The following is an 18,442-nucleotide window of genomic DNA, read 5'->3' as shown; positions in this document are numbered from 1 at the left end:
AACAACCCCGCGCCCACCACAGCCCCGGCACCACAAACCCCGCCCCGGCTCAGCGCAGCGTCACGCCGACAGTTCCTGCCGCAACGCGTCCCGCAACCGTGCCGCCCGCTCCGCAACCTCCCCCGGCCCAAGCACCACCGCCCGGTCAGCCCACCGCTGCCCCTCCGCCAGCTCCCCCCGACGCGCGTAGACGAGCGCCAGCCGCAACGCGGCCCGCCCATGCCCGGCATCAGCCGCCCGGGTCCACCACACCGCGGCCTCCGGCTCGCTCCCCTCCCGAGCCAGCAGCAGCCCCAGATTGAACGCGCCATTACGAGACCCGGCCTCGGCGGCCTCCCGGTACCACCGCGCGGCCTCCACCACGTCCCCCCGAGCCGCGGCCAGCATCCCGACCCGCACCTGCGCCCGCCGATGCCCGAGCGAAGCCGCCCGCTCGTACCACTCCTCGCACTCGCTCTTCTCGTGCACCGTCTCGCCGAGCTCATGGGAAGGCACCGGCGGCCGCCGCGCGTCCAGCACGGTGGCCAGCCGGTACGCCGCCTCGGCGCTGCCACCCCCCGCCGCACACCGCAGGTACCGCTCGGCCTCCCGCTCGTCCCCGTCCCGCAACCGCGCGATCCCGACCTGAAGCGCCGCTTCCGTATGCCCGGCGTCCGCCGCCCGCTCGTACCACCGCAGCGCGACAGCGTCCTCGCCCCGCCCGGCGAACAGGATCCCCAGGTTGAACGCGGCGTCGACGCTCCCGGCCTCCGCGGCCTTGGAGAACCACGGCTCCGCTCCCGTCGCGTCCCCGCCCTGCAGCAGCAGGATGGCCAGTGCGTTGGCCGCCTCGCGGTGACCGGCGTACGCGGCCCGCCGGTACCACTGCTCGGCCTGCGCGGTGCGCCCCTGCTCGGCGCAGAGCAGGGCGAGGTTGTACGCCCCGTTGTCGTCACCCGCGTCCATCGCCGCCCGGTACCACCGCTCGGCGGTCTGCGGCTCGCCGCGCTCGGCGTGCAGCGCTCCCAGCGCGTTGGCCGCGTTGCCGTCGCCGTCCTGCGCGGCCCGCAGCCACCACACGGCGGCGCTCTCGGTGTCCCCGGCGTCCCGCAGCAGGAACCCGAGCGCGCAGGCGGCCCGCGCCTCACCGTCCTTGGCGGAGGTCAGATACCAGCGGCCGGCCTCCTTGAGCTCGCCGCGCCTCTCCAGGATCGCCCCGAGGTGCAGCGCGGCCCGCCGGTGCCCGCGCGCGGCGGCCTGCCGGTACCACTGCTCGGCCTCTTCCGTCGCAGAAGCACCGGAGGTACCGGTCGCACCGGATGCACCGGAGGCACCGGAGGCACCCGAAACACCGGAGGCACCGTCGCCACCCCCGGCGTCCCCCTCACCCATCGCCTTGCGATCAAGCGCCCGGGCCAGCCGGTAGGCGGCCTCCCGGTGCCCCCGCTCGGCGGCGGACCGCATCCACAGCTCGGCTCCGGCGTCCCCGCGATGCTCCAGCAGGTCGGCGAGGGCGTACGCGCCCAGCGCGTGCCCCTGTTCGGCGGACTGGCGCAGCCAGTACTCCGCGGCCGGCTCGTCGCCCCGCTCCCGGTGGTGGCGGCCCAGCGCGTGCGCCGCCGCGGCGGACCCGGCGACGGCGGCGATCCGCCACCATCCGGCGGCGTCGTCGGCGTACCCACGCTGGTGGAGGAGAACCCCCAGGTTGTTGGCGGCGGCCCGGTCCCCGCCCGCGGTGGCGGCACGCAGATGGGGCTCGGCTCCGTCGAGATCACCGCGGCGCAGCAGCATGGCCCCGAGGACGCTCATCGCCTCGACGTCACCGGCTTCGGCGGCGATCCGCCGACGGATCTCTTCGGCCGCGTCCTCGGCGACACCCTCGACCACCTCCCCGGCCTCGTCCCGCCCGGAAGGTTGCACAAAACGCCCTGTCTCGAACAGAGTTGCCTTGTCCCCCATAACGTCCATCGTCGCACCACCTGCAACCTGGGTACACCTGGTATACCGCAGCCAGTGAGGTCACTTCAGCGTTTTGTCGACATGCCCACAGAGAGACAAGTCAAACACGAACCGCCCAACTCCCCACGGCGGCACGGCCGTCCCTCGTGTCGGCACATGCGTTCGCACATCACGAAGGCCCGGATCCTTTTCAGGATCCGGGCCTTCGTTGGCCTACGACTCTCATCGTCGGCCTTTGGTAGCGGGGACAGGATTTGAACCTGCGACCTCTGGGTTATGAGCCCAGCGAGCTACCGAGCTGCTCCACCCCGCGCCGTTGTTCTGCAACCGTATCACGGCGCGGGGTGGGCTTTTGATCAGCCGCTGTCTGGACTGCCGCTCGGGCTCGGACTGCCGCTGGGACGGGGCTTGCTGGTGCTGCCACCACCCGTCTTGTCGGCCGCGGCCTGCGCGTCCTCGGCCCGCTGCAGTGCGTCTTCCAGGTCCTTCTGGGCCCGGCCGTACGCCTCCCAGTCACCCTTCTTCAGGGCTTCCTGGCCGGCGTCGAAGGCCTTCTGCGCGTCGTCCAACGCGGCTTGGACCGTCGGGTTGCTGGATGTCGGCGGTGGTGTGGTCGTGCCGCCGTCGTTCTCACCCTCGTCCGGTGGCTCGGTGGTCGGACCCTGCGCTCCGAAGACCTTGTTGAGGGCTTCGTCGAGGGTGTCCTCGAAGGCGGTGTTGCCTCCGTAGGTCACCAACACCTTGCGCAGCAGCGGGTACTTGAGTCCACCACCGCGTACGTAGACCGGCTCCACGTAGAGCAGTCCTCCGTCGAGTGGCACCGTCAGCAGGTTGCCGTACTCCACGTCGGAGTCGCCGCCCTGCAGAAGTCTGATGGACTCGGCGATGTCCTGTTCGGAGTTGAACTGGCTCTGCACCTGTTTGGGCCCGTTGACGGTCGTACTGGTCGGCAGTTTCAGGATTCTGATCTTGCCGTAGTCGGGAGTGCCCGCTTCCGCGTCGACCGCCATGAACGCACTGAGGTTGTCCCGCCCGTTGGGCGTGAAGGTGGTCGTCAGCGAGAACGCCTGCGCCGGCTGGTCGGGCATTCTCATGCTCAGGTAGTACGGCGGCACCGCGTCACCCGACTTGTTCGTCGGGTCGTCCGGCACCTGCCACACCTCGCTGCCGCTGAGGAACGTGTCCGCGTCCTCGACGTGGTAGCGGCTGAGCAGCTCACGCTGGACCTTGAACAGGTCCTGCGGGTACCGGAGATGAGCCATCAGCGACTCGGAGATGTCGCCCTTGGACTTCACCGTGCCCGGGAAGGCCTTCATCCAGGTCTTCAGGACCGGGTCCTGGGTGTCCCACTGGTAGAGCTTGACCTGACCGGTGTACGCGTCGACGGTCGCCTTCACCGAGTTGCGGATGTAGTTGACCTGGTTCTGCTGGGCCACCACCGCGCGCGAGTTGTTCGTCGCGGTGAGCGAGTCGGCCGTCGTGTCACCGAGGGTCGTACGCGAGGAGTACGGGTAGCCGTTCGTCGTCGTGTACGCGTCGACGATCCACTGGATCTTGCCGTCCACGACCGCCGGATAGGCGTCACCGTCGATGGTCAGCCAGGGGGCCACCGCCTCCACGCGCTGCTTGGGCGTGCGGTTGTACAGAATCCGCGACCCTTCGCCGATGGCTCCGGAGTACAGGATCTGCGGCTCGCTGAACGCCACCGCGTAGGCGGCCCGGTTGACCGGGTTGGAGAGGTTGACCCCGCTGGCGTCCGTGTAGCTGAACGTCTTCTCGCCGCTGTCGTCGGAGTAGTCGATCTCCTTCTGGGGACCGCCGACGATCGAGTACGTGGTGGTCTTCTCGCCGTAGTAGATCCGCTGCTGGTACGTCCCGAGGTCGCCCTTGGACGGCAGGTCGGACTCGGTGAAGACCGGACGGCCCTCGGCGTCGGCCGTGGTGCCCTTGGCGGCGACCACGCCGTAGCCGTGGGTGTAACGGAAGTGGTCGTTGATCCAGTTGTTCTTCGGAATGCCGTTGAGGTTCAGCTCACGCAGACCGATGACCGTGTCCTGGTCCTTGCCGTCCTTGCTGTAGCGGTCGACGTCCAGGTTGGTCGGGAACGCGTAGTAGTTACGCATCTGCTGGAGCTGCTGGAACGTCGGCGAGACGACGTTCGGGTCCATGACACGGATGCTGGCCGTGCTGTCGACGTCGTCACGCAGCTTGGTCTTGTCCGTGGTGGTGGACTTGCCCGCGTACTCGGTGACCTTGGTGTCGTCGATGCCGTACGCGTCACGCGTCGCCTTGAGGTTCTTCTCGACGTACGGCGCTTCCTTGGCCTGCTCGTTGGGCTGGACCTGGAACTTCTGGACGATCGCCGGGTACAGGCCGCCGATGAGGATGGCGGAGAGGACCATCAGACCGAAGCCGATCACCGGCAGCTGCCAGGTCCGCCGCCACAGGGTGGCGAAGAACAGCACGGCGCAGATGACGGCGATGCAGAACAGGATCGTCTTGGCCGGCAGGTACGCGTTGGCGTCCACGTACCTGAGGCCGGTCCAGCTGTCGGTGGCCTTGAAGTCGCTGGACTTCACGGCCAGTCCGTAGCGGTCCAGCCAGTACGCGACCGCCTTCAGGGCGACGAAGACGCCCAGCAGCACCGACAGGTGCCCGGTCGCGGCGGCCGTGGCACGCGCGCCGGGGGAGGTGACCCTGAGCCCGCCGTACAGGTAGTGGGTGAGCGCGGCGGCGATCACGGAGAGGATCGCGGCGGCGAAGCCGAAGCCGAGCAGGAACCGGTACCAGGGCAGGTCGAAGGCGTAGAAGGAGACGTCGAGGTGGAACTGCGGGTCCTTCTGGTTGAAGGGCACGCCGTTGACCCACATCAGCCAGGTCCGCCACTGGCTTGATGCCGAGGCGCCGGCGATGAGGCCCACCAGGGCGGTGATCCCGATGAGCAGCCACCGCTTGTACGGCGCGATGCCCATGCGGTAGCGGTCGAGGCTCTGCTGCTCCATCGACATGGCGCTCAGCGGCGGGCGCAGCCGGTGGGCCAGCCAGATGTTGAGACCGACCGCCAGGGCCATCAGCAGACCGAAGACGAAGAAGAGTCCGATCTTGGTCCACAGGGTGGTCGTGAACACGGACGAGTAGTTCACCGACCGGTACCAGAGCCAGTCCGTCCAGAACCCGGCGAACATGGTGAACGCCATGCCGAGCACGGCAAGCACGCCCAATGTCATGAGCAGGGTCCGGACACGCCGGGACGGGCGGCCCACTCTGATCCGTGGCCCCGTCGGGCCTCCGCCGCGGTCCGGCATCTGGAAAGCCAAGGTGCGCACCTCGAAGTTCGCTGTTGGTCTGTCAGACCCGCGTGATCACGGGCCGTCCGTGGGCCTCGTGATCGTAGGCCCCCACCTATGCAACTTACTCACGCTTTACTCGGTTCCCGATTCCGGCCCTGAACGAGAGAGGATTGTGACCATGTCCAACACCCCCATGGCGGCGAGCCCGCTGACCCGGGCCGTTCTCGAGATCGACGAGTACGCCTCCGGCCTCGGCTGGGACCAGCCCGCCCGCCTCTTCGCCCTCGTAGACACCGCCCGGCTGCGAACCCAGGAACCCGCCCTCGCGGCCCAGCTCGGCCTCGACGCGGAGCAGCAGACCACCGGCCTCACCCCCATCGAGCAGGAGGAGATCCCCGCGGGCAAACCGCTCGACGAGTTCCTCGGCACGATCGCCTGGCCCGACGCCGTGGTCGGCTGCGCGCTCACGGTGGAGCGCCTGATGCTGCCGCCGTCGGCGGAGGCGTCGGTCCCGGAGGGGCTGAGCGACAAGAAGCTCGCCCGGTGGGTGGCCGAGCATCCGGACCGTCAGGAGGTCCGCATGACGGTCGCCGTCCTGCGGGACGGCGCACGCGACTCGGCCCTGCGACTGCGCGAGAAGGACTCCCCGACGGAGGTCCTCACAGGCGGCGACCTGGTGCCGGGCCTTGCCGAGGCGCTGTCGGCGACGTTCGAGGACTGAGGTCTTCGCTACGGCGATCGTCTTCCGGTAACGGCGATCGCCTCCGGTACGGCGATGGGGGCGCCCTTCTTCTTGAAGGGCGCCCCCAGCCGCGTACGAGACCGAACCCGTCAGCCCTTGGTCGTGCACTTCGGCAGGTCGTCGGTGTCGCCGGAGCGGATGTCCTTGAGGGCGCCGAGGGCGTCGTGGATGGTCTTCACCTTGACGAGGGTGAGTCCCTCGGGGGTGTCGCTCGCGGCGGCCGCGCAGTTGTCGGCGGGCGTGAGGAAGTACTGGGCGCCCCTGCTGCGTGCGCCGACGGTCTTCATCTCGATGCCGCCGATCGGGCCGACCTTGCCGTCGTCGTCGATCGTCCCGGTACCGGCCACGAACTTGCCGCCGGTGAGACTGCCCGGGGTGAGCTTGTCGTAGATCCCGAGCGCGAACATCAGCCCGGCGCTCGGCCCGCCCACGTCTGCGAGCTTGATGTCGATGGTGAACGGGAACGTGTGGTCCGTCCCCGCCGAGATCCCGACGATGGCGCGCTTGTCGCCGGCGTCGTCGGACGTCTTCGTCGTGATGGTGATGTCCTCGGTCCTGGTCGCCGTCCTGTTCGCCTTCTCGGCGGCGGCCTGTTCCTTGGCGGGCACGATGGTGAAGACGACGTCCTGGCCGGGCTTGTGCTTGGTGACCAGTTTCGCGACGTCGTCGGGCTCCTTCACCGCCGTGCCGTCGACGGCCTTGATCACGTCACCGGCGTGCAGTCTGCCCTCGGCCGGGGAGTCCTTGACGACGGTCGAGACGATCACCCAGGACTGCACCGGCACGTCCAGCTGCTCCAGGGCGGCGACCTTGGCGCTCTCCTGGGACTGGCTGAACTCCTCGGCGTTCTCCTGGGTGGACTGCTCCTCCGTCTTGCCGTCCGGGTAGAGCGTGTCGTGCGGCACGACCTTGTTGTCGTGCGCGAGCCATCCGTAGACGGCCTCGACGAGGTTCATCTTGTAGTCCGCGCTCGTGACCCGGACGGTGGTCATGTTCAGATGCCCGCTCGTCGCGTACGTCTTGCGCCCCGAGATCTGCAGCACCGGCTCGCCGTCGTGGTCCCCGAGTGTGTTCACCGTCGGACCCGGTGACATCTCCGCGTACGGGACGTTGATGAAGACTCCCGCGCACAGGAGCGCGATCAGCATCAGGGTGGAGGCGAGCATCGTCGCGGTGCGGCGTGGCATGGCACGACAGTACGGGACGCCTCTGTCAGCGCACCGTCAGGGCCGCGCCCGGGTCACGTGCCGGACCGGGGCTTCTCCATGGCGGCACGGAAACGGGCGTACCCGTCGAGTTCGGGACCGTCACCGCGCACCTTTCTGGTCCGAGTGGCCCAACCGCCCCAGAGACCGGCGCCGACCGCAGCCACAAGCGGAATCAACAACCAGGCGAGCGCCGCCATGCCGTCCTCCCAACCCCGATGAGTGACCGCAACTGACTGATCAGCAGATTAACCGTCCGCACTGACAACGCTCACGCCAGGGGTGCGGTTACGCAACCGGACAGTTCGTCACAGGCGGTGAGGCGGGATCAGCAGGCGCCGACCCACTCCTCGGTGCCGTCGGAGAACTTCTGGTGCTTCCAGATGGGCACCTCGTGCTTGAGGTCGTCGATCAGCTTGCGGCAGGCCTCGAAGGCCTCACCACGGTGAGGGCACGACACGGCGACCACGACGGCGAGATCGCCGACCCCGAGGTCCCCGATCCGATGCACCGCGGCCAGGGCCCGCACCGGGTACTCGGCGACGACCTTCTCGGCGATCCGCCGCATCTCGGCCTCGGCACTGGGGTGGCACGAATAGCCGAGCGCGTCGACATCGGCGCCCTCGTCGTGATTGCGCACCGTCCCGACGAACAGCGCGGTCCCGCCCGCGGCATCGTCCCCGACGGCCCGGAACACCTCGTCCAGGGAGAGAGGCGTCTCCCGGATGGCAAGGAGCTTGATGGGATCCTGTGCGGCCTGCTCACCGGGGTGGTCCTGTGTGGGTGCCATGCCCCCATCGTGCCGCACGCCGCGGAACACGGGGAATAGCGTCATCGCCCGGCACGCACGCGTGCGGGTTCGGAGTCTCCTACAGGCGACGTACCGCTCCCGTCGGCAGATGGCCCCCGTCGACCTGCGGGCAGTCGTGCCGCAGGGTGGCACGGGTGGGCGCAGGCGGCACCCCGTCGGCGCCGGGCTGCGCGACCCACCCCCGCTCGGCCCGCACGCCGCGCACCTCACGAGGACACTCCCCGCACGCCTCAGATCCGCCGGCGAGCCTTGCGAGCCCGCCGCACCACCGCCGCCGCGCCCAGCAGAGCCACCGTCGCCCCCGCGGCGCCCGCCGCCGTCGCGTCCTTGCGCCCGAGCCGCCGCCCGGCCACGGTGTGCCGTCCGGAGACCTCCTCCAGGAGTTCCGCGAGCACTTCCTCATTGGTCCACCGCGGCCGCCATCCCGCGTCGTGCAGCCGGCTCCCGCTCACCACCCAGGGGTACATCGTGTACGCCAGGTCGCCCGCCGGAGACGGCGTCAGCCCGATCCGGTGCAGCCGGGCCGCCGCTCCCAGAGCGACGGCGGACGGCAGCTCCATCCGCCGGATCCCGCTGAGCTCCTCGACCTCCTCCTGCTCCAGCCAGCCGTCGCATCCGACCGAGAGTTCCCCGTCGACCTTCTCCAGGGCGGCGTACTCCAGAGCGCTGCACAGATCCTCGACGTGACAGAACTGCCAAGCGGGCCGCGAGCCGGCCACGACCAGCAGCCGAGGAGACTCGAAGTACCTGGTCAGGGCGGTGTCCGTCTCCCCCACCAGCACGGCCGGCCGGACCACGGTGACGTTGAGCCCCGGGTGCGCCCGCGGGGCGCGCCGCCCGAGCCGCTCGATCTCCAGCAGGTCCCCGACCCCGGTCGCCTCCGCCGTGGCCCGCAGTTCCGCGTCCTCGGAGAGCGGCAGCTCGTTGTCCGGCAGGGCGCCGTAGACCATGGCCGACGTGCACAGCACGACCCGGTGCACCCCGGCCGCCGCGGCAGCCGTGAGCACGGTCTGTGTCCCTCTTACGTTGTAGGCCGTACGGGCGGCCGCGTCGGTCTCCAGGTCCAGGTCGAGGGCCAGATGCACGACCACGTCGGCGCCGCGCAGCTTCTCCGCGATGGCCGGATCCCGCACATCGAGGATGTGCCACTGTGCCGCCGCGCACTCGCCGCGCCGCTCGTCGATGGCGATGACCTGCTTGATCTCGTCCGACGCGGCGAGCCGCTCGGTGAGCAGTGCGCCGACGCCGGACGCGGCACCGGTGACCGCGACGACGGGCCCGCGCACACCGGACGTGGTTGAGTGGTTTCGCGCTGCGCGAACCTGCGGATCTGGGGAACTCACCGGGCGTCTCCAGCGGTTGTCTTCAGTACGGACGCGCGTGACGCGTACGTACCAGGTGGCATCCATCCTGCCGCAGGCCGAGAGTCGGCGAAGCACCGAGGCCCGAAGCGCCCATGGTGTCTACGCTGGGTGGTGTTATCGGGCAGCCGTGCCGTCGGACAACCGACGGCCTTACCAGCCGAGGAATCCCGTGAGTGACACCCCATTCGGATTCGGCCTTCCGCCGGAGGAGCCGGACGACGGCGACGAGGGCAAGAAGAAGGACCAGGAGAGCGGTGGTGGTCAGGGGCCGGCCAACCCGTTCGGTTTCGGCGGGCTGCCCGGTGCCGGAGGCTTTGGCGGCCCCGGTGCGGACAATCCCCTCGCCGCCATGTTCGGTTCGCTGAACCCCACCGACCTGGGCGCCGCCTTCCAGCAGCTGGGCCAGATGCTCTCGTACGAGGGCGGCCCGGTGAACTGGGACATGGCCAAGCAGATCGCCCGCCAGACGGTCTCCCAGGGCACGGCGGAAGGCACCAAGGACGCGAGCGTCGGCCCGGCCGAGCGCACCGCGGTCGAGGAGGCCGTCCGGCTCGCCGACCTGTGGCTCGACGACGCGACGTCCCTGCCGTCCGGCGCGGGCTCCGCGGTGGCGTGGAGCCGCGCGGAGTGGGTCGAGGCGACCCTGCCCGCGTGGAAGGAGCTCGTGGACCCGGTCGCCGAGCGCGTCGGCGCGGCCATGGGCGACGTCCTGCCGGAGGAGATGCAGGCCATGGCGGGCCCGCTGATCGGCATGATGCGCTCGATGGGTGGCGCCATGTTCGGCACGCAGATCGGGCAGGCCGTCGGCGTCCTCGCGGGCGAGGTCTTCGGTTCCACCGACATCGGCCTGCCCCTCGGTCCGGCCGGCAAGGCCGCGCTGCTGCCGGTGAACATCGAGGGTTTCGGCAAGGACCTCGGCGTGCCGAAGGAGGAGGTGCGGCTGTATCTCGCCCTGCGGGAAGCCGCCCACCAGCGCCTCTTCGCGCACGTACCGTGGCTGCGCTCGCACCTGTACGGCGCGGTCGACGGCTACGCGCGCGGGATCAAGGTCGACACCGCCAAGCTGGAGGACGTGGTCGGTCAGTTCGACCCGCAGAACCCCGAGCAGCTGCAGGACGCCCTGCAGCAGGGCATGTTCCAGCCGGAGGACACGCCCGAGCAGAAGGCCGCCCTGGCCCGTCTGGAGACGGCCCTGGCGCTCGTCGAGGGCTGGGTGGACGCGGTGGTCCACGCGGCCGCGAAGCCGCGCCTGTCGTCCGCGGACGCGCTGCGCGAGACCCTGCGTCGCCGTCGCGCCTCGGGCGGCCCGGCCGAGCAGACGTTCGCCACGCTGATCGGCCTGGAGCTGCGCCCCCGTCGCCTGCGTGACGCCTCACGTCTGTGGGCCTCGCTCACCGACGCGCGCGGTGTGGACGGCCGGGACGCCCTGTGGGCCCACCCGGACATGCTGCCCACGGCCTCCGACCTGGACGACCCGGACGGCTTCGTGCACCGCGAGCAGCTGGACTTCTCCGAGCTGGACAAGATGCTCGGCGAGGCGGCCGACAAGCCCGACCTCAAGAAGAAGGACCACTCCAAGGACGCGGACAAGGGCGACGACACCGAGTGAGCCTGTACGACGACGCGGTCCTCGTACTGAAGGGCTACGAGGACCAGCAAGAGCTGAGCCAGGCCTACCTGGACCACCTCGCGGCACACCCGGACGGCATGTGGAAGGCATGCCGGGCCGGTCACCTCACGGCAAGCGCCCTGGTGATCGACCCGGAACGCGGGCGGGTGCTGCTCACCCTCCACCGGAAGCTGCGCATGTGGCTCCAGACGGGCGGCCACTGCGAGCCGCAGGACGCCTCGCTGGGGGCGGCCGCCCTGCGTGAGGCCACGGAGGAGTCCGGCGTCGAGGGGCTGACGCTCCTTCCGGGCGGTCCGGTGCGCCTGGACCGGCATCCGATCCCGCCGCCGTGCCACTTCCACTTCGACGTCCAGTACGCGGTCGTGGCCCCGCCCGGCGCGGCGCACTCGGTGAGCGACGAGTCGCTCGACGTGCGCTGGTTCGGATACGACGAGGTGGCGGCCGTGGCGGACGAGTCGGTCGTACGACTGCTCGAGGCGACCCGCGCCAGGCTCTGAACGTGTGTAAGGGGCGACCACCATGGTGGTCGCCCCTTACGTTTGCCTCCCGGGCGGTGCCGGGGGCTCAGGCGTTGCTGCCCCCGAGGGAGTTCCCCCGCATGTTGAACTGGCCGAGCATCCCCGAGTTGCGCAGATGCTGCGGCGGCAGCAGCTCACTGGGCTGCACCAGGACGTGTCCCGTGCCGGAGAACTGCATCTCCCAGCCCTCGCCGGTCGAGCCCTTGCGGCGCCACACGGCGGACGTGGAGGTGGGGGCCTGGAGCTGGGTCCGCAGGGACGTGGACCAGGCGACCACGGCGTCCGCGTCGCAGCAGACGTTCTTCTCCGGGGTCACCTCCATCACCAGCGGCTCGCCGGAGGTCATGAGGACGACCTGTCCGGAGCCGGTCAGTTCCAGGTTGTAGGCACCCGCCGACGCGATCTCCACGGCACTGTCGACCGCGACGATGCCGACGCCCAAAGAGCCGTCGAAGGCGAGGACGTAGGAACTGTCGACGGTCAGGCCGCGGCCGACCTCCATGATGTGCAGGTGCTGGGCGAGGTTGGCGAGGTACACGATGCCGTTGCCCTTGCAGCGCATCAGTTCCAGGCGCTCGCCCGTCATCCGCTCGACGTTGCGCCAGCTGCGGTTGCGGTACTGGCTGTCGAACTCCACCTGCCCCTCGAAGGCCACCATGGCGCCCTGGCGGGCGAGCACGGCGCTGCTGCCCTGGGTGACGTCGGTCTTGAGGAGCTGCGGGTTCTGCAGGGTGTAGCGGCCGGTGGACTCCACCGGGACGTGTGCGAAGAGTGTGCTGTGCATGATGTGCGTGGTGCTCCCTTCAGCCCCGGATCTTGAATCGGTCGCCGGTGTCCTCGCTCGGCTGGACGACCACGAAGCCCTGTCCCTTGAAGCCGATCTGGAAGGCCTCGCCACTGCCCCGGCCGATGAGGGCGCTCGCCTTGACCGTGCGGCGCGCCTTCATGTCCAGGCCGGTCGTCCAGGCGATCAGCGCGTCCGGGTCGACGTACGTCTCCCGTTCGGCGCAGTCCAGAGCCATCGGAATGCCCCGGCTGACCAGCGCGACCCAGCCGGTGCCCCGGATGACCAGGTTGGTCAGGCCCGAGCCGGACAGCTTGGCGAGCCCCTTGACCGGCTCGATGGTCAGTTCCAGCGAGGCGTCGCAGGCCAGCAGGGTGGCGCCGTTGACCGAGAGGGCCTCGCCGTTCAGGTGGAGGACGAGGACGTCGCCGCCGTAGTCGGCGAGATAGAGGTCGCCGTCACCGCGGCAGAGCATCAGCCGGCCGCCCTCGCCGCTGACCATCTCCTCCGCCGAACGGCGCAGGCTGGCCGGCGCCCCGTCGAACTGCACATAGCCCTCGTACGCGATCATCGAGCCGGCCTTGGCCAGCAGATCGTGGCCGGTGGCCATGGTGACCTTGAGCGTCTTGGAGCTGTGCACGCTCATGCGGACGCCGGTCGAAGCGGCGCGGTGCGCGCTGAGAGTCTGGGTGTCCATGGGCCTCACACCTCGAAGGGCTGTACGACGACGAAGTTGCCGGGGGCGCCGCGGAACTGGAGGTTCACGGCCTCCGTGGTCTGCCGGGAGTAACCCGAGCGGCGCAGCCTGAGCGCGGTCGTCGTGACGGCCTGCGCACCGGCGGACCAGGCGATGACGGCGTTGCCGTCGACGTAGGTGGCCGGGCCCACGGGGATGACGACCGGCACGCCGCGTGTCTTCACGGCGACCGCTCCGGTCCCCGAGAAGAGCATGCTGAACAGGCCGCCGCCCGGCAGCCCCGCACCCTCGATGCGGCGCACCTCGGTGTCCAGGGCCTCGTCGAAGGCCAGCACACCCTGCGCGCTGGTGTAGAGCTGCTCCCCCTGGAGGCGGATGACGAACACCCGGCTGGCCTCGTCGGCGAGGAACACCTCGCCGTCGCCGGCGCAGCGCATCAAGGACATGCCCTGGCCGGTGAGGGCTCCGGTGAGCTTGCCGAGCAGCCCGGAGCCCTTGTGGGCGAAGTCGATGTCGCCCTGGTAGGCGACCATGCTGCCCTGCTTGGCGAGGATCGGCGCGCCCTTGGTGAGCGTGGCCCGCACGAGCTGCGGGTTCTGCTCCGTCCAGCGGTCCCCTACGGGGGCCTCCGCGTACTTCGTCAGGACGACGCGCACGTTCGCCTCGGGCGGCACCGGCGCCAGCGTCGTGGCGCCGCCGAAGGGCTGGGCCTGGCCCGGGAAGGCGGCGGGTGCGCCCGGAGGCGAGAACTGACCGGCGGGTGCGCCCGGAGGCGAGAACTGACCGGCGGGTGCCCCGGGAGGCGAGAACATCTGTGGGCTCGTCGGCGCGGGAGGCGCCTGCGGCGGGACGCCGGGCGGAGTACCGAAACCGGCGGGCGGAGTGTTCCCTGCGATCGTCGGAGCCGAGTGGAGGGACGGGGCCGCCGGTGCGGGGGTTCCGAAGTCGGGCGCGGGGGCCGGGGCGGGAGGCGCCGGTGGCGCGGCGGCCTGCTGCGGAGGTGCGAAGGCCGGTGCCTGGGTCTGCGCGGGGGCGGCGGGCGCGGGCTCCTCCTCGGCGACCTCTCCGCCGAAGTTCTTCAGCAGCGCGTCGAGGCCGCCGTCGAAGCCCTGGCCGACCGCGGCGAACCGCCACACGTCCTTGAGATAGAGGTCGCCCAGCATGACGGCACGTTCCGTGGAGAACTCGCTGCCGTCGAAGGAGTACCGGGCCACCTCCTCGCCGCCGGCGACGATACGGACGTATCCCGGGGCGATCTGCGACATCTGCCCGGCGCCGTCGATCGTCGCCGTGAACGAGAGCTTGTGGATCTGCGGCGGGATCTTGTCGAGGGTGACCCGGAAGGCCTCCGTGTCGCCCGCCTGCGCGCCCAGCAGCTGAATGGATTCCTCGGGGGACTTCGGCTGGTTGAAGAAGACGAAGTACCGGTCGTCCGAGAGCCGTTCGTCGGCGTCGAGACCGAAGCAGCTGATGTCGAAGGTCAGCCCGGGGCCGGAGATCTGTACACCCACGTACAGATCGGTGCCCGCGGTGAGGTCACTGATCTTGGCCTTGTGGCCGCGTTGGAATTCCCTGGCCATGCGTAACGACCGTCCCCCATCCCGAATGCAAGTACGTCGCGACAGGCTAACGGCAAACTCGGACACCGGAGGATCCCGGTACAGATCCGGTACAAAATCCCGCGCGGGTCCGCCGTCACTCTCCGCGCGCGCCCGGCAGGTGCGGCAACCGCTCGGCGGCGACGACTCCTTCGAGATACCCCCGGGCCCGTTCGGTGCGCGGATACGCCTCCAGCAGCCGCCAGAAACGGGGCCCATGTCCGGGCACCAGCAGATGCGCGAGCTCGTGGAGAAGGACGTAGTCGACGACGTACTCGGGCATGCCCTGCAGGCGGTGCGACAGACGGATGCTGCCCTCGGAGGGGGTGCACGAGCCCCAGCGGGTGTTCTGGTTGGTGACCCAGCGCACCGAGTTCGGCCGGGCCCGGTCCTCGAAGTACTGGGCCGACAGGCGCTGGGCCCGCTCGGCCAGCTCGGCATCACCGAGGACTCGCTTGCTCTCCTGGGCGGCCAGCTTGTCGAGCATGACGCTCACCCAGCGCTGCTCCTCGGCCTCGGACATCCGGGCAGGGATGAGCACCACGGTGCGATCGCCCTCGCGGTACGCGGAGACCGTCCGGCGTCGACGGGAACTCCTGCGTACCTCGATCGCGCTCGCCCCCGAGCCGCTCGGCGGCAGGCTCGTCGTACTGCGCTGTGGTGTTCCGGCGCGGTGCAGTGGGTCGGCGGGCACGCCCCGACGTTACCCGCTGCACACGCGGGAAGTCCCGACTCCGGGGCGGTTCGCTTCCGATCCCCCACATGCGTTTGATTCATACGACTGACTTGTACGACGAATATCCACCGCCTGTGGACAACTTTCGGCACCCGGCGGCGGGCCCGGGCATGCTGGCACCACCGGCGGAGCTGCGACCGACCTCCACCGGCGGGCAGGGATGTTCTACGAGGGCTACGAGGCTACGGGGGGCCTGTTATGCAGTCGCTGGATCCGCATCCGGTGGTTCCGCCGGTTTCGACGCTTCCGCTGGTTCCGCTCGTGAAGCCCGCGCTCCGGCGCGGCTGGCGGGATCTCAACACCGTGCAGTTCGGGATGACCCCGGCGCACGCGATGACGCTGGGGCCCATGGACACGGCGACGGGCAGCTTCCTCGACCTGCTCAACGGCACGCGCGGGCTGCCGCTCCTGCGGGAGGAGGGCCGTCGGATGGACCTGCCGGACGGGCATGTCGACGCCCTGGTGGAGCGGCTGTCGCGGGCCGGACTCGTCGACGACGCGAAGGGTGGCGGGCCGGACGCCGAGACGCTGCGCGGCAAGAGCGAGGTGCTCGACCGGCTGCGTCCCGACCTGGCCTCGCTCTCGCTGACCACGTCCGCACCGGGCGAGGCGATCAGGCGCCTGGCCGCCCGCCGCTCCCTGCGCGTCCAGGTCAGGGGTGCCGGCCGGGTGGGAGTGACCCTCGCCTCACTGCTGTCGGGCGCCGGGGTCGGCGAGGTCGAGGTGCGCGACGTCGGCTCGGTCGAGCCTGGCGACGTCGCTCCGGGCGGACTGCCCGGCGAGTCCGTCGGCGACCGCAGGGAGGAGGCGGCGCGACGAGCCGTACGACGGACCGCGCCGGACCGCCCACCGCGCCGCAGCACCCGCACGCCTTCCGAGGGCGACGATCCCGGCCTGTCCCTGGTGATTTTCGCCCCACGGGACGACGTCGACGTGCACGCGCCCCTCCCGTCCGCCGCCGACCCTCTGATCACCTCCGGCACACCCCATCTGTACGTCGGCGTGGTGGAGGCGACCGGCGTGGTCGGCCCGTTCGTGCTGCCGGGTGAGACGGGCTGCGCCGGCTGTCTGCACGAGGCGCGCATGGACCGTGACCAGACCTGGCCCCGTCTGGTCGCGCAGTGGCGCTCCGGTACACCGCGCAAGGTGCGGTCCTGCGATCTGGCGCTGGCCGCGACCGTCGCCGGCCTTGCCGCCGCGCACGCCCTGGCCTTTTTGGACGGCCAGGTCCCGTCGAGCGTGGGCGCACGCTGGGAGGTCTCGCTGCCCACCCTCCAATGGCATGCGCGGCCGGTCTGGGGGCACCCCGCATGTCCGTGCGGGGCGGCGGAGAAAGGTAAGGGGGAACACACACCCAAGGAAGCGGAGTCGCACGAGACAATGGCGGAGCAACAACCGACGAAGGAGTTACGCCGCACGACCCACGCGGCGCGGCTGGCTGGGACCTGGAGGGCGCATGTCTGATCTTCCCCGCAAGGCGGTCACCCGTACCGCCAAGCTCGCCGCGCTGCCGCTCGGTTTCGCCGGACGGGCGACCTGGGGACTGGGCAAGCGGATCGTCGGCGAGTCCGCCGAACTGGTCGGCCGCGAGCTGCAACAGCGCACGGCCGAACAGCTGTTCAAGGTGCTCGGCGAGCTCAAGGGCGGGGCGATGAAGTTCGGCCAGGCCCTGTCCGTCTTCGAGTCGGCGCTCCCCGAGGAGATCGCCGGCCCCTACCGCGCGGCACTGACGAAACTCCAGGAGGCGGCGCCTCCGATGCCGACACGCACCGTGCACGCGGTGCTTCAGGAGCGGCTCGGCGAGAACTGGCAGGAGCTGTTCCTCGAGTTCGAGGACAAGCCCTCGGCGGCCGCCTCGATCGGCCAGGTGCACCGCGGGGTGTGGAGCGACGGCCGTGAGGTGGCCGTCAAGGTGCAGTACCCGGGGGCGGGCGAGGCACTGCTGTCCGACCTGAACCAATTGAGTCGTTTCGCCCGACTGCTGGGCCCTCTCATCCCGGGCGTGGACATCAAGCCGCTGATCTCGGAGCTCAGGGACCGCGTCTCCGAGGAACTGGATTACGGCCTGGAGGCGCAGGCCCAGCACGCGCATGCCGAGGAGTTCGCCGGAGACCCGGACGTCGTGGTGCCCGATGTGGTCCACCAGTGCGACCAGGTACTGATCACGGAATGGATGGACGGCGTCCCGCTGTCGGAGGTGATCACCGACGGCACCCAGGAGCAGCGTGACCGGGCCGGCCAGCTCCTGGCCCGCTTCCTCTTCTCCGGCCCAGCCCGCACCGGGCTACTGCACGCCGACCCGCATCCGGGCAACTTCCGCCTCGTGCCCGGCGGCCCGGACGGCGAGGACGACTGGCGCCTGGGCGTCCTGGACTTCGGCACGGTCGACCGTCTTCCGGGCGGCCTGCCGGCCACGATCGGCAACTCCCTGCGGATGACGCTCGACGGTGAGGCGGACGCCGTCTACGAACTCCTGTGTGCCGAAGGCTTCGTCAAGGAGTCCATAGAGCTGGACCCTGACGCCGTCCTCGACTACCTCCTGCCGATCATCGAACCGGCCCAAGTCGAGGAGTTCACCTTCACCCGCGGCTGGATGCGCAGCCAGGCGACCCGGATCGGTGACCCGCGCTCCCCCGCCTACCAGTTGGGCAAGCAGCTCAACCTGCCTCCGGCGTATCTCCTCATCCACCGGGTGACGTTGAGCACGATCGGCGTGCTGTGCCAGCTGGGCTCGACGGTGCGGCTGCGCGAGGAGTTGGAGGAGTGGTTGCCCGGGTTCGTACTGGCGGAGAGCCTGGAAGGGGACTTGGAAGAAGGCCTTGAGGAGGAGCCGGCGGCGGAGGCGTGAGGTTCCTCGGAGGTCTCACCACCAGGCCGAGTCCAGCCGCCCCTCGATCGCCCTGAGGTTCTCCCGGGAGCAGGCGTCGCAGAAGTACTGGCGGACGCCGTTCTCCAGGGAGCACATCCAGGTGGGCTGTGGTGCCTGGGCCGCGATGCCGCACCGGGCGCACACAAGGGCCTCGGACTCCCTGGCGGAGCCGCCGTCGTCACTGCCTCCGGGAAGACTCGTCACCCTGCCGACGATATCCCCGTGACCTGCGGATCGGCTGGCACAACGCACCGCGGGGG

15 protein-coding genes and 1 tRNA gene are annotated in these 18,442 nt (G+C 70.3%); 5 read left to right on the top strand and 11 right to left on the bottom strand.

Annotated features, from left to right (window positions below; genetic code table 11):
- Window positions 1–60: 60 nt before the first annotated feature.
- The 3 genes from ACWBNA_RS03325 to ACWBNA_RS03315 form a co-directional block, all read right to left on the bottom strand.
- The gene (locus ACWBNA_RS03325) at window positions 61–1,947 is read right to left on the bottom strand and encodes a tetratricopeptide repeat protein (RefSeq protein WP_482702083.1); all 1,887 of its coding nucleotides are present in this window, start codon (window positions 1,945–1,947) and stop codon (window positions 61–63) included.
- Window positions 1,948–2,174: 227 nt separating this feature from the next.
- A tRNA-Met gene (locus ACWBNA_RS03320) sits at window positions 2,175–2,251 on the bottom strand.
- A 43-nt stretch (window positions 2,252–2,294) separates the two neighbouring features.
- Entirely contained in the window at window positions 2,295–5,243 is a 2,949-nt protein-coding gene (locus ACWBNA_RS03315) for a UPF0182 family membrane protein (RefSeq protein WP_482702436.1), read from the bottom strand.
- 163 nt (window positions 5,244–5,406) lie between these two features.
- Between ACWBNA_RS03315 and ACWBNA_RS03310 the strand changes: the two genes are divergently transcribed.
- Window positions 5,407–5,949, top strand: coding sequence for a PPA1309 family protein (locus ACWBNA_RS03310; protein WP_482702081.1), 543 nt, complete (start codon window positions 5,407–5,409; stop codon window positions 5,947–5,949).
- Between the two features lie 110 nt (window positions 5,950–6,059).
- Here the strand turns inward: ACWBNA_RS03310 and ACWBNA_RS03305 are convergent, their stop codons facing one another.
- The 3 genes from ACWBNA_RS03305 to ACWBNA_RS03295 all read right to left on the bottom strand — a co-directional run bounded on the left by ACWBNA_RS03305 (window position 6,060) and on the right by ACWBNA_RS03295 (window position 9,329).
- Entirely contained in the window at window positions 6,060–7,157 is a 1,098-nt protein-coding gene (locus ACWBNA_RS03305) for a YlbL family protein (RefSeq protein WP_482702079.1), read from the bottom strand.
- Between the two features lie 346 nt (window positions 7,158–7,503).
- Complete coding sequence (locus tag ACWBNA_RS03300) at window positions 7,504–7,965, bottom strand: molybdenum cofactor biosynthesis protein MoaE (RefSeq protein WP_482702078.1); 462 nt, start codon at window positions 7,963–7,965, stop codon at window positions 7,504–7,506.
- A gap of 251 nt (window positions 7,966–8,216) precedes the next feature.
- Window positions 8,217–9,329 (bottom strand): SDR family oxidoreductase, encoded by a 1,113-nt coding sequence (locus ACWBNA_RS03295; RefSeq protein ID WP_482702077.1) that lies wholly within the window; start codon window positions 9,327–9,329, stop codon window positions 8,217–8,219.
- Window positions 9,330–9,519: 190 nt separating this feature from the next.
- On the opposite strand from ACWBNA_RS03295, the gene ACWBNA_RS03290 reads away from it, so the two are divergent.
- Window positions 9,520–10,959, top strand: a complete 1,440-nt coding sequence (locus ACWBNA_RS03290) for a zinc-dependent metalloprotease (protein WP_482702075.1) — start codon at window positions 9,520–9,522, stop codon at window positions 10,957–10,959.
- Entirely contained in the window at window positions 10,956–11,477 is a 522-nt protein-coding gene (locus ACWBNA_RS03285; RefSeq protein WP_482702074.1) for an NUDIX hydrolase, read from the top strand. The genes ACWBNA_RS03290 and ACWBNA_RS03285 overlap by 4 nt, the downstream gene beginning before the upstream one ends.
- 67 nt (window positions 11,478–11,544) lie before the next feature.
- On the opposite strand, the gene ACWBNA_RS03280 is transcribed toward ACWBNA_RS03285, so the two are convergent.
- From ACWBNA_RS03280 to ACWBNA_RS03265, 4 genes are all read right to left on the bottom strand, one after another.
- The gene (locus tag ACWBNA_RS03280) at window positions 11,545–12,282 is read right to left on the bottom strand and encodes an AIM24 family protein (protein ID WP_482702073.1); all 738 of its coding nucleotides are present in this window, start codon (window positions 12,280–12,282) and stop codon (window positions 11,545–11,547) included.
- Window positions 12,283–12,301: 19 nt separating this feature from the next.
- Window positions 12,302–12,979 carry an AIM24 family protein gene (locus ACWBNA_RS03275; protein ID WP_482702072.1) on the bottom strand — a complete coding sequence of 226 codons (678 nt, stop codon included), beginning with the start codon at window positions 12,977–12,979 and terminating at the stop codon, window positions 12,302–12,304.
- 5 nt (window positions 12,980–12,984) lie between these two features.
- Window positions 12,985–14,559 carry a TerD family protein gene (locus tag ACWBNA_RS03270; RefSeq protein WP_482702070.1) on the bottom strand — a complete coding sequence of 525 codons (1,575 nt, stop codon included), beginning with the start codon at window positions 14,557–14,559 and terminating at the stop codon, window positions 12,985–12,987.
- Between the two features lie 115 nt (window positions 14,560–14,674).
- Complete coding sequence (locus ACWBNA_RS03265; protein WP_482702069.1) at window positions 14,675–15,271, bottom strand: M48 metallopeptidase family protein; 597 nt, start codon at window positions 15,269–15,271, stop codon at window positions 14,675–14,677.
- 291 nt (window positions 15,272–15,562) lie between these two features.
- On the opposite strand from ACWBNA_RS03265, the gene ACWBNA_RS03260 reads away from it, so the two are divergent.
- Together ACWBNA_RS03260 and ACWBNA_RS03255 are read left to right on the top strand one after the other, a co-directional pair.
- Window positions 15,563–16,777 carry a TOMM precursor leader peptide-binding protein gene (locus ACWBNA_RS03260; protein ID WP_482702434.1) on the top strand — a complete coding sequence of 405 codons (1,215 nt, stop codon included), beginning with the start codon at window positions 15,563–15,565 and terminating at the stop codon, window positions 16,775–16,777.
- Window positions 16,770–18,161, top strand: a complete 1,392-nt coding sequence (locus ACWBNA_RS03255; protein WP_482702067.1) for an ABC1 kinase family protein — start codon at window positions 16,770–16,772, stop codon at window positions 18,159–18,161. Before ACWBNA_RS03260 ends, ACWBNA_RS03255 begins: the two co-directional genes overlap by 8 nt.
- 15 nt (window positions 18,162–18,176) lie before the next feature.
- Here the strand turns inward: ACWBNA_RS03255 and ACWBNA_RS03250 are convergent, their stop codons facing one another.
- Complete coding sequence (locus ACWBNA_RS03250; protein WP_482702066.1) at window positions 18,177–18,386, bottom strand: hypothetical protein; 210 nt, start codon at window positions 18,384–18,386, stop codon at window positions 18,177–18,179.
- Between the last annotated feature and the right edge of the window lie 56 nt (window positions 18,387–18,442).

This window comes from Streptomyces sp. Q2, from assembly GCF_056820935.1.
This window is presented reverse-complemented; position numbering and strand designations above follow the sequence as displayed.